At 52.0% G+C, this 17,173-nt stretch carries 12 protein-coding genes; 2 read left to right on the forward strand and 10 right to left on the reverse strand.

The features are described 5' to 3' along the window. Positions 1-16: 16 nt before the first annotated feature. From asmA to udk, 3 genes are all read right to left on the reverse strand, one after another. Positions 17-1,867, reverse strand: a complete 1,851-nt coding sequence (gene asmA, locus JTA15_RS10090; protein ID WP_032678537.1) for an outer membrane assembly protein AsmA — start codon at positions 1,865-1,867, stop codon at positions 17-19. A gap of 22 nt (positions 1,868-1,889) precedes the next feature. After that, positions 1,890-2,471 carry a dCTP deaminase gene (gene dcd, locus JTA15_RS10095; protein ID WP_020883257.1) on the reverse strand — a complete coding sequence of 194 codons (582 nt, stop codon included), beginning with the start codon at positions 2,469-2,471 and terminating at the stop codon, positions 1,890-1,892. Between the two features lie 91 nt (positions 2,472-2,562). Beyond that, positions 2,563-3,204, reverse strand: coding sequence for a uridine kinase (gene udk / locus JTA15_RS10100; RefSeq protein ID WP_020883256.1), 642 nt, complete (start codon positions 3,202-3,204; stop codon positions 2,563-2,565). A gap of 343 nt (positions 3,205-3,547) precedes the next feature. On the opposite strand from udk, the gene JTA15_RS10105 reads away from it, so the two are divergent. Continuing rightward, complete coding sequence (locus JTA15_RS10105) at positions 3,548-6,877, forward strand: diguanylate cyclase (protein ID WP_032679713.1); 3,330 nt, start codon at positions 3,548-3,550, stop codon at positions 6,875-6,877. Here the strand turns inward: JTA15_RS10105 and alkA are convergent. Beyond that, a complete protein-coding gene (alkA, locus tag JTA15_RS10110) occupies positions 6,842-7,714 on the reverse strand; it encodes a DNA-3-methyladenine glycosylase 2 (protein ID WP_032679714.1) in 873 nt (290 codons plus the stop codon). The two genes, JTA15_RS10105 and alkA, sit on opposite strands and share 36 nt — an antisense overlap. A gap of 130 nt (positions 7,715-7,844) precedes the next feature. Here alkA and yegD point away from each other — a divergent pair, with 130 nt between their 5' ends. Next, positions 7,845-9,197, forward strand: a complete 1,353-nt coding sequence (gene yegD, locus JTA15_RS10115) for a molecular chaperone (protein ID WP_150343225.1) — start codon at positions 7,845-7,847, stop codon at positions 9,195-9,197. 41 nt (positions 9,198-9,238) lie between these two features. Here the strand turns inward: yegD and JTA15_RS10120 are convergent, their stop codons facing one another. From JTA15_RS10120 to JTA15_RS10145, 6 genes are all read right to left on the reverse strand, one after another. Continuing rightward, a complete protein-coding gene (locus JTA15_RS10120) occupies positions 9,239-10,726 on the reverse strand; it encodes an EAL domain-containing protein (protein WP_223398945.1) in 1,488 nt (495 codons plus the stop codon). 358 nt (positions 10,727-11,084) lie between these two features. Then, on the reverse strand, positions 11,085-11,558 hold the full coding sequence (locus tag JTA15_RS10125; protein ID WP_032678539.1) for a hypothetical protein: 474 nt from the start codon (positions 11,556-11,558) through the stop codon (positions 11,085-11,087). After that, entirely contained in the window at positions 11,533-12,261 is a 729-nt protein-coding gene (locus JTA15_RS10130; RefSeq protein WP_014170839.1) for a winged helix-turn-helix domain-containing protein, read from the reverse strand. The genes JTA15_RS10125 and JTA15_RS10130 overlap by 26 nt, the downstream gene beginning before the upstream one ends. Positions 12,262-12,357: 96 nt before the next feature. After that, positions 12,358-13,053: a hypothetical protein gene (locus JTA15_RS10135; protein ID WP_014170841.1), complete on the reverse strand. Its 696-nt coding sequence runs from the start codon at positions 13,051-13,053 to the stop codon at positions 12,358-12,360. Beyond that, positions 13,050-14,666 (reverse strand): fimbrial protein, encoded by a 1,617-nt coding sequence (locus tag JTA15_RS10140; protein ID WP_074176865.1) that lies wholly within the window; start codon positions 14,664-14,666, stop codon positions 13,050-13,052. The genes JTA15_RS10135 and JTA15_RS10140 overlap by 4 nt, the downstream gene beginning before the upstream one ends. 4 nt (positions 14,667-14,670) lie before the next feature. Continuing rightward, positions 14,671-17,163 (reverse strand): CS1-pili formation C-terminal domain-containing protein, encoded by a 2,493-nt coding sequence (locus JTA15_RS10145; protein ID WP_219373190.1) that lies wholly within the window; start codon positions 17,161-17,163, stop codon positions 14,671-14,673. Positions 17,164-17,173 lie beyond the last annotated feature (10 nt).

The raw sequence follows: 17,173 nt of genomic DNA on the forward strand, positions 1-17,173 counted from the left end.
ACCGGGCGCTCGGGCATCAAAGCTTATCTAACAGCTTTTTCACATCCTTCCCTGACTGTGAATCTTTATTCCGATCCGCCCAGTCGTTCAGACGACGTTTCGCTTCGTCCTGCAGATGTTTGCGCAGGATCTGATCCACCTGAAGGCTGTAATTCAGCGCCTGCCATTTGCCATAAACAGTGAGCGGAACCGGCGTCTCTTTAAGGAAGTCGATCAGTTTACTTTCACCCTGCCAGCCGGAAAGTACCCGCACGTTAAATCGGGTATCCGCCGTCTCTTTCACCAGATCCAGCTTACCTTCACCGGTTAACGACAGGAGTGAAGAGGTCCCCTGCATTCCGTCGAGAGTGAGCTGCCCGTTGTCCAGCGTCAGGTCAGTGGTAAAGCTGTCGAGGCGCGTTGCGCTGTCGTAGTTTTCCTGGGCTTTAACATCACTGCTGCGCTCCACCGCCTGCTGCACCAGCTGCTGGAAGTTAAGCCCTTCCATACGGGAATCTTTCAGGTCAAGATGAGCCTGCCCCTGCCATTCGCGGCGGAAAGCCTCAGCATCAATCTTCGTCCCCGAGAAGTCACCCGCCAGCGTCAATTGGCCCGTTAAGGAGATCGGGTAATTAAAGGCTTTAAGGATGGTACCAATCTCAACGTTGTCGAGACGCGGCTGGAATTCGGCGCTGGCCGTCTCTTTACGCACGTCCAGCGTGCCCGGCAGAGAAAGATGTCCGGCACCCATTTTGCCGCTCAGTTCGGAGATCACCAGCAAACCGTTATGGTTAAACATCTGGCTGCTCACGTCGGTAAAATCGATACCGCGCCAGCGCAGGCTGTTAGCTTTCAGTAAGATATCGGCCGTGAATCCACGAAGACCGTTATAGTCTGGCTGATCAAGACTCGAGGAGATGACCGGACGCGGCTTGGACGGCTGGCTTTGCCCATTCTGAGCAGCGTTACCGTCGGTTGCACCTGCTGGCTGAGGCGGAAGTAAGTTCTCCAGATTGAGCTTGTCAAACTGCAGATTCATTACCCACTTCGGCTTCTCCTCAAGCGTGACGCTCGCCTGCCCTGTCAGACTGCTGTCGTTCGCCTGCAGATTGAGGTTATCCAGCTCAAGCTGTTTTTGCTCTTCGCGCCACACGGCCTGCAGCGTTCCCTGACCGGTGATCCCCTGGGCAGGAAGATCGGCTCCCGTCAGTTGCCAGTTCAGTTGCTGAATATCCGCCGTGAGCTGATGGGGGTAATCTGAGGCATTCACGTTGGCGTTCAGCGACAGATTCAGATCGCGCTGATCGCGGTTCAGCCTTCCGCTAAACTCCAGCGAGGCAACATGATGGTCGTCCTGCTCCATCTTCAGGTTGATGTTACGGACGGTTACCTGCTCGTCGGACTCATGCTGGAAAACCAGCACGCTGTCGGCGACTTTCAGTTTGGCTATATCAAATGACCAGCCCGTATCCGTCGGCTCGTCGGGCAGCGTATTTTCCCGCGGGGCGACCGGTGCATCCGAGTCACGCACGGCTTCAGTTTGCGGCGTCAGCTGAATCACCGCCCCTTTCAGCATCACCTGGTCGACCTGCAACTGGTGTGAAAAGAGCGGGATCAACGCCACATCAAGACGCATGTTATCGGCAGAGACCAGCGGCTGGGAGGCACCCGGCGCGGTTAACGACATGCGGCCTGAGAGAATGCTGAGTTGCGGCCAGACGTGCCAGCGCAGCGGCCCATCAAGCTTCAGTTGATAACCACTACGCGCTTCGACCTGCCGCACCATGTAAGCACGGAAATCATTAGGGTTAACAAGCAGGACTAACGCCGAAAGGCCAGCAACCAGAACCACCAGCAAAATCATCAGCGTTGTCAGAACTCTTCTCATAGCATCCTCAGTGGACTAACGATCAGTCTTTATCAATACGGCTCGCGACCGCACCCTGCTGGTCGCGATATTTAGCGTCCTGACGGCGGTTATAAGGACGATCTGCCGGACCGGTTAGCGGTTCAAAGCTCAGCGCACCGATCATCATCCCCGGACGCAGTGCCAGAGGCAGTTTACCGGCATTGAAGAACTCGAGCACGATACGGCCCGACCAGCCTGGATCGATACGGTGCGCGGTCACGTGAACCATCAACCCCAGTCGCGCCAGAGAAGAACGGCCATCAAGCCAGCCGACCAGGTCCGCAGGCAGCGTCACGGATTCATAGGTCACCGCCAGCGCCAGTTCACCCGGATGCAGATAAAAGGCTTCGCCCTCGTCAATAACGATTTCATCACTCATCACGCGATCAAGCGCGGCGCTGACTTCATCCTTCGGCCCGCTAAGGTCGATGAACGGTGCGGTATGGCCGCTAAAGGTGCGGAATTTATTTCCCAGGCGCACATCAACAGTCACACCATTGATACGCTCCACGGGTGGACGTGGTGTAATAGACAGACGGCCTTCATCCAGCCAGGCTTCAATATCGCGATCACAAAGACGCATCGCACTTTCTCCTTTCATGCATCGTACCCTGAAGCCATAAAGACTCAGGGCAAAACCAGGTTATCCCTGAACGGTACACAATTCGCGCGGCTTATTCAAAAAACTGGCTGATTTTCGCTTTTAAGATATCAATGGCTATGCGGTTTTTACCGCCGCGAGGCACGATGATATCGGCGTATTGCTTGGATGGTTCAATGAATTGCAGGAACATCGGGCGGACAGTTTTCTGGTATTGCGCCATCACGGAGTCCATCGAACGTCCACGCTCATTCACGTCACGCTTAATGCGGCGCATCAGGCAGATATCCAGCGGCGTATCGACGAAAATCGAGAAGTTCATTGATTCACGCAGACGGGAGTCGGTCAGAAGCAAAATACCTTCAAGGATAATGACCTTCTTCGGTTCGATACGGATCGTTTCCTGCGTACGGGTATGTTCTACATAACTATAGACGGGAAGTTCAATTGCCTGGCCGCTTTTAAGTGCTTCTAAATGCTGGAACAGTAAGCTGTGATCCATCGCATTAGGATGGTCATAGTTAGTTTTTACGCGTTCTTCCATCGACAGATGGGATTGATCTTTGTAATAGCTGTCTTCGGGAATGACGCCGATATGCTCATCACCAACTTGTTCACGCAGTTCGCGGTAAAGCGTACTGGCAATAAGACTTTTACCTGAAGCCGATGCGCCGGCGATGCCTATAATGACGCACTGATGAGACTTATCAGTCATAAATTTAGCGACCTGATTAACCTGGATGTTAAGGAAGGACGACGCCGGAGCGTCAAACGCGGCAATTATAGGGATTTCGCGGGCATGATACCAGTCGAAAGCGCAGGTTCTGCGAGACAGGGTGAAAAGCGACGAAATGATCCCTTTGTGAAATTTAAACGCACGTTTTTTCAGCGTTTGCCGGGGATTTTTTACCGAGTAACTATTTAATAAGTCTATGATGTCAAATTATGAGCAGTCGCCATATGAATTGTAAATTGTTTGTACTAGCATAAACCAAATTATCAAATTCACTCGTCCGGACTTCTCTCCTGACGGCATGGCGTCTCTGGATAAAGCGGTAATGAATAAACAATACCAGCGGGTTTTGGTTACCACCCCACATCCTTTATTGCGACTTGTCTGTCTGGGCCTGGTCACCTTTATCTTTACCTTATTTTCGCTGGAGCTGACCCGCTTCGGCACCCTGCTCGCCCCGCTCTGGTTCCCTACCGCCATCATGATGGTGGCCTTTTACCGTCATGCAGGAAAGATGTGGCCGGGTATCGCTCTGGCCTGCTCGTTTGGCAATATCCTGGCCGCGTGGATGCTTTTCTCCTGGTCGTCGATCAACCCGACCTATACCGTTATCAACGTGGTTGAAGCCGTGATTGGCGCGGTGTTACTGCGTAAACTGCTCCCGTGGTATAACCCCCTGCAGAATCTGAATGACTGGATCCGTCTGTCCATCGGCAGTGCGCTGGTGCCACCGCTGGTTGGCGGGGTGCTGGTGTATCTTCTGGTGCCGGGTCCGGAGCCGCTGCGTAATTTCCTCGTCTGGGTGTTATCAGAAGCCATTGGCGCGCTGGCGCTGGTGCCGTTAGGGTTACTGTTTAAACCTCATTATCTGCTGCGTCACCGCAACCCAAAATTGCTGCTGGAAACGCTCGCCACCATGGCCGTGACGCTTGCTCTCAGTTGGATGGCGATTACCTGGCTGCCGTGGCCCTTCACCTGCGTTATCGTTCTGCTTATGTGGAGCGCCGTGCGCCTGCCACGAATGGAGGCGTTTCTGGTGTTTCTGGTCACCGTGATGGTGGTCTCGCTGATCATGACGCGTAACCCTGCATCCATGACGCCGCAAAACCTGCTGGTGACGCTAAACGCGCCCTGGCTGCCCTTTTTGATGATGCTGTTGCCGGCCAATATTATGACCATGGTGATGTATGCCTTTCGCGCCGAACGCAAACATATCACCGAAAGTGAAGCGCGTTTTCGTAACGCAATGGAGTATTCCGCCATCGGCATGGCGCTGGTCAGCATTGAGGGGCAGTGGCTTCAGGCCAATAAAGCCCTGTGTAACTTCCTGGGATACAGCCAGACGGAGCTTCAGGCCCTCACCTTCCAACAGTTAACCTGGCCGGAAGATTTGAATACCGATCTCGAACAGCTGGAGCAGCTGGTCAACGGCGACATCAACACCTACACCCTTGAGAAGCGTTACTACACCCGCAATGGTGAAGTGGTCTGGGCCCTGCTTGCCGTCTCCGTGGTGCGCCACACCGACGGTTCACCGCTCTATTTTATCGCCCAGATTGAAGATATTAACGACCTGAAGCAGACCGAGTGGGTCAATAAACGCCTGATGGAGCGCATCACCCTCGCCAACGAAGCGGGCGGTATCGGCATCTGGGAGTGGGATCTGGAGCCAGACATTATCAGCTGGGATAAGCGGATGTTTGAGCTGTATGAGATCCCGCCGCACATCAAGCCCACCTGGCAACTCTGGCACGAAACGATGCTCCCGGAAGACCGCGCTCACGCTGAAAAGGTGCTCAGGGATTCCCTCATTTCACGTTTGCCGTTTAAGCTTGAGTTCCGCATTCGTGTTAAAGAAGGCGTGCGCCATATACGCTCTCTGGCGAACCGGGTACTGAACAAACAGGGTGAAGTCGAACGCCTGCTCGGCATCAACATGGACATGACCGAGGTGAAGCAGCTCAACGAAGCGCTGTTCCAGGAAAAAGAGCGTTTGCACATTACCCTCGATTCCATCGGCGAAGCGGTGTTGTGTACCGATATCGACATGAATGTCACCTTTATGAACCCGGTTGCCGAGAAGATGAGCGGCTGGCTGCAGACCGAGGCTATCGGGCAGCCAGTCCTGAAGGTGTTGCACATCACCTTTGGTGAAAAGGGACCGCTGATGGAGAATATTCACAGCGGCGATATGTCCCGTTCCGATATAGACCAGGACGTGGTGCTGAACTGCCGTACCGGCGGCAACTACGATATCCATTACAGCATCACCCCGCTCAGTACGCTGGACGGGCAGAACATTGGCTCCGTGATCGTAATTCAGGACGTGACGGAATCGCGCAAAATGCTACGTCAGCTCAGTTACAGTGCCTCGCACGATGCCCTCACCCACCTCGCAAACCGGGTCAGTTTCGAAAATCACCTCAAACGGCTCTTACAGACCGTACAGGAGACACGCCAGCGTCATGCGCTGGTGTTTATCGATCTCGATCGTTTTAAAGCCGTCAACGACACCGCAGGCCATGCGGCGGGTGATGCTCTGCTGCGGGAGCTTTCGTCATTAATGTTGACCATGCTCCGCTCCAGCGACGTGCTGGCTCGTCTCGGCGGGGACGAATTCGGGTTGTTGCTCCCGGACTGCAATATCGAAAGCGCGCGTTATATTACCGGCCGCCTGATTAACACCATCAATGACTATCACTTTATGTGGGAAGGACGTCTGCACCGGATCGGCGCCAGCGCGGGTATCACTCTGATTGATGAAAATAACCATCAGGCTTCAGAAATCATGTCACAGGCGGATATCGCCTGTTACGCCTCGAAAAACAGCGGACGCGGCGTCGTCACGGTTTACGAACCCCAGCAGGAACGGGACCACGGCATGCGCAGCATGATGTCGCTTGATGAGCAGTGGCACATGATTAAAGACAATCACCTGATGATGATTGCCCGCAGCGTCGCGTCTCCACGGATACCGGAAAGCTGCAACTTCTGGCTGATTTCATTACGCCTGTGGACCAGCCAGGGCGAAGTGCAGGAAGAGCATGCGTTCCGCTCCGGACTTGCGGAGCCTGAACTGTTGCACGCCCTTGACAGACGTATCTTCAACGAGTTTTTCCGCACCTCCGCCGCACAGGTCGCCCACAAAGGCATGGGGGTCGCGCTTCCGCTGTCTGAAGCAGGTTTAGCAAGCGTCACGCTGGTTGATGAACTTGTCGACCTGCTGGAGAAGAGCCCCATGCCAGGCCGTCTGCTGCATCTGGTTATCGCTGCCGACGTGGTATGTAACCCGGATAAGAACCTGCAGCAAGGCCTGCAAAAGCTTCGCCATGCTGGCTGCCGCGTCGTGCTCAGCCAGGTGGGACGCGATATGAACGTCTTTAGCCACCTCAGCGCCAATATGGCCGATTATCTGATGCTTGATACGGAAATGGTGACGAATGTTTATGGCAACCTGATGGATGAGATGATGGTGACGATCGTTCAGGGGCACGCCCAGCGCCTGGGCATGAAAACCATCGCTGGTCCGTGTAACCAGCCCATCATGATGGACACGCTCTCCGGCATCGGCATTGATTTTATTTACGGCGACACCATCGCCGAGCCGCAGCCGTTGGATCTACTGCTTAATACCAGCTATTTCGCCATCAACTGATGGCGCCCAGCCGTCGGTATACCAGATGTGCAGCAACGCATACGAGCGCCAGGGCTGCCAGCGCTGGGCGTAGCGCCGAATTTGCGCAGGCGTCATCCCGGCAAAACGTTGCTTTATCAGATAATCATCCGGCAGAAAAACGTCCTTCGCCTGCCAGCCACGCAGGGCCAGGTAGTTTGCCGTCCAGCGTCCTATTCCGGGCCGCTGCTGTAAGGCTTTCATTCCCGCCTCAATATCCGCAGGAGGGGAAAGCGGAAACGTCCCGTCCACCACAGACTGAGCCAGGTGAACGATCGACTCCGCCCGCTTTACCGGCATTCCAAGCGCTTTCAACGCCAGCGGGTCCGCTGCGGCCAGCGCGTGCGGGGTCGGGAAGCAGAGATAACCCGGGGCGTCTTCAACCGGCTCCCCGCACAGGGCGACAACGCGGGAAGCCAGCTTTGCCGCCATCGCCACGCTAACCAGTTGCCCGAGTATCGCCCGCACACCCTGCTCCCAGGCATCCATCGCCCCCGGCAACCGTAAGCCTGGCCGTGCGGCCCCCAGATCCCCCAGTGTCGAGCGGATCGCCTGAGGATCGCAGCCAAGATCGAAAAGTCGCCCGATACGCTCAAGGCAGGTCTGCGCAACCGGAATCAAGCCCGGGCTGAGCGTCACGGCAAGCGTAGGGGTTTGGCTGTCCGGCGTAACGCGAAATATCCCCTGATGCCCCTCGCAGGCGAAACTGCGCTCGTAATAGTGGTCCGTGACGGTCTCTACGCCCGCTACCGCACGTGCGCTAAGGAAACCAAACATCCATTGCCAGTCGTAAGGGGGTTGCCAGGTCAGGGTATACATCATCGCTCCTTTTTTGTTCCCCTCAGCATAAACCGAAAGGCCTTGTTTCGCCTTGCTTTCATATTCCTGTTGTCGCCAGGCAGACATTTCGCTAAAGTCTCGCCCCTTCTCACTGGCATGGGGACTAATCGTGTTTATTGGATTTGACTACGGTACGGCAAACTGTTCGGTTGCCATTATGCAAAACGGGCAACCACAGCTCCTGAAGATGGAAAAAGAGAGCACGCTGCTGCCATCAATGCTCTGCGCACCCACTCGCGAAGCGGTCAGTGAATGGCTGTTCCGTCATCATCAGGTTCCCGCTACCGCGGCGGAAACCCAGGCGCTGCTGCGCCGGGCGGTCAGTTTTAACCGCGACGAAGATATCGACGTGACCCCTTCCAGCGTGCAGTTTGGCCTCTCATCGCTGGGCCATTATATTGACGATCCGGAAGAGGTTTACTTCGTTAAATCCCCGAAGTCGTTTCTGGGCGCCAGCGGATTAAAACCACAGCAGGTGGCGATGTTCGAAGACCTGGTGTGCGCCATGATGCTGCACATCCGTAACCAGGCGCAGACCCAGGTACCCGATCCCATCACGCAGGCCGTTATTGGTCGCCCGATCAACTTCCAGGGTCTGGGCGGTGAAGAGGCTAACCAGCAAGCGCAGGGGATCCTCGAGCGCGCCGCACACCGAGCCGGTTTCCGTGACGTGGTCTTCCAGTATGAGCCGGTAGCGGCAGGGCTGGATTTTGAAGCCACATTAACGCAAGAGCAACGCGTGCTCGTTGTGGATATTGGCGGGGGCACCACCGACTGCTCTTTACTGCTGATGGGGCCACAATGGCATCAGCGTCGTGACCGCGAAACCAGCCTGTTGGGCCACAGCGGCTGCCGCGTAGGCGGTAACGACCTGGACATTGCTCTGGCATTTAAAAGCCTGATGCCGCTGCTCGGCATGGGCGGACAAACCGAAAAAGGCATTGCCCTGCCAATTCTGCCCTGGTGGAACGCCATCGCCATCAACGACGTTCCGGCGCAGAGTGATTTTTACAGCACCGCGAACGGGCGCTTCCTGAACGATCTGGTACGCGACGCGCAGGACGCGGATAAAGTCGCCCTGCTCTATAAAGTGTGGCGTCAGCGTCTCAGCTATCGCGTAGTGCGTACCGCTGAAGAGAGCAAAATCGCCCTCTCTGACCGTGCTGAACACGCTGTCTCATTACCTTTTATCAGTGATGAGCTGGTGACCGCGATATCGCAGGAAGGGCTGGAAACGGCACTCGCCCAGCCGCTGCAGCGGATCCTCGAGCAGGTGCAACTGGCGCTGGAGAATGGCAAAGAGAAGCCGGATGTGATTTACCTGACCGGCGGTAGCGCCCGTTCACCGCTTATCAAGAAAGCGCTGGCGGAACAGCTTCCGGGTATTCCGATTGCCGGTGGCGATGACTTTGGCTCCGTAACGGCAGGTCTGGTCCGCTGGGCACAGGTGATGTTCCGTTAAGCCCCGACGGAAGCCCTCGAAATGCGCAGGGCTTCCGTCGTTTACAGCGCGTTAAAACGCACATTTTCCTTTTTACCTGGCAGCACGCTGCCCTTTTTGCATGCCGCTTCTCTTGTCGTCGGCTGGCTTTGCTCGACAAATCGCCGGAAATCAGCGAACGGCACCGGGGGCAGGAAATGATACCCCTGCAGGTAATCCACCTGTTTGCTGATAAGCCACTCTCGCTGATAAGCGTACTCCACCCCTTCCGCCACGGTACGCAGTCCCAGAATCATCGCCAGATTAATAATCGATTCCAGCATCGGCAGCGGTTGGTTATCAGCCTGGATAGCGTTGATAAAGGTCTTATCAATTTTTATGACATCCAGTTCGAGTTCATTCAGATAGCATAAATTCGCGTATCCTGTACCAAAGTCATCCAGAGCAAACATCACCCCGCGATTACGCAGTGAACGGATCAGTTCTTTTATTGCAGGCGTCACGGCCAGCGTTTGATTTTCGGTGATCTCAATCATGAGCTTCACCGGTAACGATTCTGTCAGCTCTAAAAAATTGAGGCACTCCCAATAAAACACCGGGTTACTTAACGTGGTTGGACTGACATTAAACGCCACAAACAGCGGTGTATTTAACCCGTTGCTCTTTTGCTTTAAGTCACTGGCAACTTTATGCATTAAATAGCTGGTGAGTTCGTTAATCAGACCACAACTTTCTGCCAGCGGAATAAATTCTCGCTGCGAAATCGTGTAATTATGCCCTAATGGCCAGCGGGCCAAAATCTCTATACCGCACAGTTCACCACCTGCACCGACAACGGGTTGATAATAAGGTAAAATTTCATCATTTTTGAGTGCCAGACTCAGACGCCCCGCATCATTATTATCATAACTACGCCCGGTGGATTTGCGCATTAGCATACTGTTCTGCCCCACATCCCTTTCAGTCAGGAAACCATTGCGGATAAGAAAAATAATAGATTCAATAAAATTTTTAAAACCAAGCCTGTGCGTTATTTTATCCCGGTAGCGATACAGGGATTTTGTGGTCAATGAATTTGCCCGGCAGAATTCGGCCTGCCCCTCTTTCGTCATCATGGCATTAAGCATGTCTGCCTCAAATTCGGTTAGCGCGAAAACGTCCAGCTCATCTGATTTTACGCGTGATTCCGGTTGCGGGGTGGTCATCAGTATACGCGTGAGTATATCGATGACGGTCGTATAATGCAGTGTTACATCAATTGAGGTACTGTATTCATAGCCTCGATTAATACACTCATTTTCGCTCACCCTGAGAACAACGCTGTTTACCATGATAAACTGGCTACTGTTACGATGTAGCCATTTCTTCACCAGGAAAAAGGGCATCCGGTTATCAACAATTAACAGACAGGAGTTGTATTGCTGAAAAGAAAGGTCTGACTCTGATATAAATGTCTGACTGTCGACCAGTACCAGATTAGGCAAAAAAGCCCTAAGCCCGGCGAAAAGATAAATGTCATAACTGAGCAGGAAGACCTTTTTCTTATTCATAATAATCACCATCACGTTTTCATTGTAAAACGCAGCCTTCCCGAACAGGAAAGTGTATTCACAATTGACCTGGTATTCACATAGACTTAAGGTAAAACAAATAAAATGCCTTTAGGTTGCATAGTGTGTAGTAGCTCATCCCCCTTATAATAAAACTGAGCGCAGGGGAATGATAAGAATATTCTTGCTGTATCGGTAGCGAATTCTGAGGTCCGAAATGAGTACAAACTTATGCGCTTATATTCACATTCAGACAAACTTTAGTGATAATAAACCCGATTTTAACAGAATAAAAAGCCATAAATAATGCGACACATAGGTTATTATTTCAGGATAAGGCGATACCCTATTCTGAGGATTACGCTGCCCGACACACCAACAGGGTGCGTCGCAAATCGCGTATACCGTACACATTGTGCGCAATATGCATTATTTTATAATAGAAGTTGTGTTGCTTAGACATAATTAATCCCGTGATCTCATCAGGCAAATCATCATTATCATTTTTGATCACAGAAACCCGTTGGGTACGTATGTAGCCGTCACTATCATTACCTAAAAATTTAAGCATCGTGGAACGGTTAATGGCGTAGCTTTTCCCATTAACATTAATCACGCCCACTTGTGACAATACCCCCTCTTCAGCAGATGATATCCTGAAAACCAGCAATACCTCCCCTTCGATGTGCATACCTGTTTTTTGCGTATTGAGCACAAGATGGTTCTTCGCTGAGCATACCAGCGCTGCCGGAACCTCATGACGTTTAAATAAAAACAAAAAAATGATAACAAGCACTACGGCAAGACTAAAATACATAATTTTCGCACGCATGTGCAACTCCCCGGGAGCCTAACGTACAAATACTGAAAAATGATTCCTTTAGTTTATTACCTGCAGACAATCCATTGTCATCATAAAACACAATGACCTTATTTCTTCCCTTACAGATAGATTTGAATTGCTGCCATCGGGATGAATTCAAAAAAGTGGATATTTTCTCAACTGAATTATCATCTGTCGTAAATATTTCACAGGAACCGGATTTTTGTACATGCACGACACCATCGGTATCTCGTAATAATTTTGGCAGAAGGACAAAGCCAGATATCACCAGGCTGATGCCTAACATTCCGCCAACGATCGTTTTACCGTATCGCCTTAACCCGGGTTTGGTGGCGGAGGTTAATGCAGTGATGCTATGCGGCAACGCATCTTCTTTTACGTTTTCGATCTGCGCCTGAAAAACAAATCCTTCTCGGGGGATAGTTGCGATCAGATTATCCATTCCCAGTTCTGCTAACGTTTTGCGCAAAATACTGACATTTTTATTCAGACTGTGACCTGATGGGATCAACCCATACCTTCCCCACACTTCTTCTATAATCAGATCCCGATGTAATTGTTTGCGGTTATTCGCAATAAAGAGCTCCAGTAATCTTGCCGTTGCAGCGGACAGAACCACTCTTTCTCCCTGTACACTTAGCGCTCTGGTCTCTGAATCGTATACAATATGATCATTGATTATCTTTTTCATCCGGGAACTCTTTTATTATCGGCGGCAATGCCAGCACGCAGTACAGAATATATTCCCAGAGTTCAGTTAGCAATATAAGAACTGTTTCTTTAAACTTTAACTGTTATTTTTAAAACAACCATCCCCTATCGGTATATATTTTTTCAACGCAACGATGAATTTTTTATTTTTAGTGTTTAACGCGCTGCTTCGGTAGGTCTCTCCAGGCAGCAGGTAGCGCATCGTCGCCTCGTCATCGGTTGACTGGCATCCCTTGTGTACGATGATCCTGAAAAACGTATTGCCGGTATTTGTCAGCGCCCCTTTTTGCTCATCCAGAGTATAACCTAGCGTCAGCTTTCTGGGCCTGACCACCAGTATCGTATCCAATGCAATAGCGGGTACAGCTTCACTTGCTTTGCCTGAATGACGTTCAGCAAACAGCGTTACCGGCATCTCGCGAAACTGAATCCGGTAGTAGCGCTCTTTGTCATCCTCGGGCCCGCGATAGAAGATCTTAAAATACTCCCCGGCGTCCGGGGCGAGCGAAAACGTGAGCGGTGTAAACAGCAACTCCCCGTCCTCTATTGGCAGACGCTTTTCCCCACCCGGTCCTGGACGGTCGATTTTAATCGCCGAAATGCTGTACACATTCTGTTTGTGACTGTCGTTGTAAATACGTTTGCTAATGAACGACCGCTCTGCGGGGATATCATAGATCGTGGAGTCCAGATACAGCGCGTGGGCAGAAAGCGTGTAAAGCGCAATGCAGAGTCCCACCACACCCTCCGAGACCTTCCGCCAGCGCATCATTTTGTTACTCCCAGCCAGTTCGCGGTGACTTTGATTTCACCACTGGCGCTGACCACGCCTTCCCAGTCAGCGCCAGCCACCGTCAGTGCTGAGCGGGAATCATTCATCGGGAACAGCAGCGTTAAGTTGGTGCTGAAAAAGCTGCCATCATCCGTGTTGTTGGCATCCCATGGCACCTGTTGCCATAACGCATCGTTCAGACTAATGGCATTTTCACTGCAGCTGTTCCTCACCTGAGTAGGGCTTCCCGACGCGGTGTTGTATTGCAGATAGGCAGGGACAGGCACGTTTATTCCCCCCTGGGCCGACGTAAACAGGCAGTAAGGGGTATCGTTGATTGTCGTGCTGTCCCCGATAACCTGGGCCGTAATACTGTCAGCCTGACGGGGTCCCGATACGGTGACGACGTAATCCATCTCAATCGGCGCGTCATCTCCGATGGTGCCGCTTCCACTGGCAGAGGCCGTATTATTCGATGAGACAATGCTAATCCCATACTCCTTCGGCACAATATTGAGCTGCAAAGAGGGGGTAAACTGGTAATAGCCTGACTCCGGGGTTAATGCATTCGTAAACGCAAACGTAAAGGGCTGGCTGTTGGTAATACTGACGCCTGCATCCACCAGATTCTTAAGGAATGTTTTCGACAAAAAGACATAGATATACTGGCCAGATGTCGAAAAGACGTTGTAATACGCCGTCGAGGCGCTGAAGTTATACCATGTCGAGCCATTTCCTGAATATTTCACGGTGGTTGCGGAAGGGGTAAAACCCAGTGCAGCAGAATCGATATACGCTCTGAACGTCAACGATGCCGTCAAATTTTGCGTCTGCTCAAGGTTGTATTTGACCATCTTACAAATTACGCCATCAACGTTACTGACGACACCCAGTTCACAGGATCCGGAATCATTTGTGATGCTTGGGGTTCCATCACTGGCGATCCACAGCTCCTGAAAGGCACTTGTTGATTCCAGCGCCAGATGTCCCCGCTTGTTTAACGTGTAATTGATGTAATTCCAGCGACCTGTTGTCTGATCCTTACAGCGTTGTCCTGAGGCGTAATCATAGTTAACCGAGGTATAGCAGCGGTTAAAAACATAGGTTTCGCTGCCACCCGTCGGCATATTACGAAAATACTCATAGGCTGAGTTGCTCAGCGAAGCAAAGCCATACGCTCCGCCAATAACCCCCGCCACGGATCCAACCTGCGCGTGGTAAAAACCATTGTTATCCACCCCCTGTCCGGCAATGTAGCCCGTCGTCGGACACTGCGAACCTCGGTAGCAGCGTATTCCGGTGAAAGGAGCATCAATGGGCGAATTATCAATCCACATATCCTGATAATTATTGGCCGGCGCAGTCCAAATGACATAACCCAGGTAACCGAGGCTGACCTGGGAGGTACCGTATTTAACCCAGGTATTTGACCCGCTGAAACGGGGATCTAACGCGGACGGCGTAATGAAATACTCACCGTCAATGTCGTTCTCGATAAATAAAAACGTGTTGTTGATCGCCCCTGACGATGAGGCGGTCAGTGCCCTTGCGGTGAAGGGAATCAACCCCGCCAAAAACAGGAGCGAAATAAAAACGGAAGCACTTTTTTTCATAGCATTATCTCTGCGCCATCGTGGTTTGCGGTGCACATTTAACATCCCCTACCCACGCAGCGCCCCTGGCTTTTTCCAGATCTAAATCCGCTTCGCAGATATTACCGTTGGCGGACACCAGGGTAATAACGGGATACTTCTTATCAATATCAATGGCGAACTCACCTTTCGCGTCGGTACGCGTTTTGCCGATGTGGTTATGAATGTCGGTATTTGACGCCAGTTCACCATTGGGATATCGCACCCGGCCAAACACGGTCACCATGCTTTTCACCTCAGGTGACACCACGCCGACGTTACCGGGATAAAGGTTAAGCGCCTGTTTACGGCCCGAGACAATGTCAAAACTGTCTTCAGAGTTTTTATCATTCATAATTTCCAGCTTGTATTGCGCGTAAGGCGGGAGTGCAATAAAGCTCGATTTGCCGCTAAGAATATAATTTCGGTTATTTATTTTTGCGGCCAGCTTTCCATCACCCACAAGCTCGGTTTTCACAATGATGCCCGAGCGCTGTCGCTCTTTGCTCAGACCAAAATCGCCGCCCGCCCAGGCAACGGAACCCTGAGAGGAGAAGTTCATATTGGTCGAGTTGTCCGCTGAACGGGTCACCGAAACCGTACCGCCGTTATAGCGGGTGTCATAACTCAGGTTGCCATTTACAGCGTAATTGTTGTCGTAGTTCTGCTCTCCACTCAGGCGAGTCGAGGCGGAAATGCCTGCAGACGTAATAACGCTATCCTCAAATTGTTTACGCGCGCTGATATTGCCCTGTGTTGCGCCGTAGCGATCGCGTGAAACCCCGACACTCATCCACGAGGCCAGCGGCAGCGATAAATCCAGGCTGACATAGCGTTCCTGACGTCCGTCATCATTCGTATTGTTGTAGTAATAGCGCTGTATCCCGGCCCGTAACCCCACTGTAGCGTACCGTCCCGTATAGAGGGTGGTACTGTAATCCAGGTTCCGGTAGGTATTACCGGAATAGCGGTTTTCGGTCTGGCTGACCGTTAACGTGCCACCGTGCGGAATAAACCGGCTCAGGTTCAATGTTGCGCCAATCGAATAGTTATCCCGCTCCTGCACCGGCAGACGGTTACCGATTTTGCTGTCTTCCCGCGATGCCCACAGCGATCCAAACCCGCCTGGCGCATTAAGACTGGCGCTGCTGACATTGCGCCATGTTCCGTCGTTCGCCACCAGCGTTTGTGTCCCGACGCTGACATATTCGTTGACGTTAAGAGTAATGTCCGTTTCATTGACGGCATTGTCATCAAACCCATAACCTGTCGTTTTCAGGGTGAGCCCGGAGAGCATTGCCAGGGTTAACGAGGCCGCACCACCCGCAATCCAGGTCTGTTCACTGCCGGCATCACGGTAATGATTGCGTTTATAACTCACGCGGTCGTAATCAAGTGAACCGCCAAAAATTTGCCATGCGACTTCATGCAGGCCTGCGGCCTGCTGGCGAGCAAATATTTTATTCACCCGACTGACGCGGGTGTTCACCGTCCGGCCATTTACCACGACATCCACCGTGACGTCATACACACCGTAAGGGAACCGGCTGGTGTCAATTTCGTAGCTGCCCATGTTGAAGTTCTGAACGCTTAACAAGCGCCCATCACGAAACACATGCACTTCGCCGGCAGACGGTAAAAATATGGTTATTGGGATCAAGGACAGGGAGGTGTTTTCAACCACCGTACTGCCTTTATTGCCGTAGCTGACGCCGTAGATCTTGCCGCCATTCAGCGCATTGAGGCTGGCGATCGACTGAACGTTCCAGGTGTCGAGCATGCCCAACGCCAGACGATAACCCTCATAATCGCGCTCATACATGGCACGATACAGTTTGCTGGAGCGGTTACTCTCGCCAATACCATAGACCGAGCCATTGATATTGAGGTGGTGCTCTCTCAACGAGGTGGTGTTATCGAGTGTTAAATAACTGCGAGAGCTGCTGCCATTGCGGTAGTCATTGTAATAGGTGCCAAAGTTGTAATTCAGCACAGTAGACAGTCGATCAACGCTGGACGGTCCCAGCAATGAACTGCGGGCGACTACCGCTTCAGTCAGGGCATCCCGGCTGACAATCATCTCCAGATGAAAAGAGGAGACGTTTAATTTCAGCCGTGCGTCTCGCGAAAGGGCAAGAGAGGTATTGTCGATAAATTTCGCATCGCCTATTTTTTCCACCATCTCGCGCGTTTTCTCTGAAAGCACCGCGTTATTGGGCAGATCGGCAACCATAATGGATTTTACAACGATATTTCCCTCAACCAGCGAGATGACCGCATCAGCAATTTTTTGTTGGCTTTTTGTATCCGTCTCCTGGTAGCGGATATAAACGGGGACCGTCATCCCCTGTTCAAGAGAACGCGCGAATGCCCCTGGAATAACATAATTACCAATCTTAACCGGTGCAGAATGCGCAACCCCTGATGTTAGCGCATAAGAGAGTAATAAACTCCCTCCTATAAGATATTTAAAAGACATACGCATCCTT

Source organism: Enterobacter sp. BIDMC 29 (assembly GCF_019378755.1).
Taxonomy (GTDB): Bacteria; Pseudomonadota; Gammaproteobacteria; order Enterobacterales; family Enterobacteriaceae; genus Enterobacter; species Enterobacter ludwigii.

What these genes read in the sequence shown, in the direction of transcription:
- asmA (WP_032678537.1), bottom strand. Translation starts at nt 1,867, where the DNA reads ATGAGAAGAGTTCTGACAACGCTGATGATTTTGCTGGTGGTTCTGGTT.
- dcd (WP_020883257.1), bottom strand. Translation starts at nt 2,471, where the DNA reads ATGCGTCTTTGTGATCGCGATATTGAAGCCTGGCTGGATGAAGGCCGT.
- udk (WP_020883256.1), bottom strand. Translation starts at nt 3,204, where the DNA reads ATGACTGATAAGTCTCATCAGTGCGTCATTATAGGCATCGCCGGCGCA.
- JTA15_RS10105 (WP_032679713.1), top strand. Translation starts at nt 3,548, where the DNA reads ATGAATAAACAATACCAGCGGGTTTTGGTTACCACCCCACATCCTTTA.
- alkA (WP_032679714.1), bottom strand. Translation starts at nt 7,714, where the DNA reads ATGTATACCCTGACCTGGCAACCCCCTTACGACTGGCAATGGATGTTT.
- JTA15_RS10120 (WP_223398945.1), bottom strand. Translation starts at nt 10,726, where the DNA reads ATGAATAAGAAAAAGGTCTTCCTGCTCAGTTATGACATTTATCTTTTC.
- JTA15_RS10125 (WP_032678539.1), bottom strand. Translation starts at nt 11,558, where the DNA reads ATGCGTGCGAAAATTATGTATTTTAGTCTTGCCGTAGTGCTTGTTATC.
- JTA15_RS10130 (WP_014170839.1), bottom strand. Translation starts at nt 12,261, where the DNA reads ATGAAAAAGATAATCAATGATCATATTGTATACGATTCAGAGACCAGA.
- JTA15_RS10135 (WP_014170841.1), bottom strand. Translation starts at nt 13,053, where the DNA reads ATGATGCGCTGGCGGAAGGTCTCGGAGGGTGTGGTGGGACTCTGCATT.
- JTA15_RS10140 (WP_074176865.1), bottom strand. Translation starts at nt 14,666, where the DNA reads ATGAAAAAAAGTGCTTCCGTTTTTATTTCGCTCCTGTTTTTGGCGGGG.
- JTA15_RS10145 (WP_219373190.1), bottom strand. Translation starts at nt 17,163, where the DNA reads ATGTCTTTTAAATATCTTATAGGAGGGAGTTTATTACTCTCTTATGCG.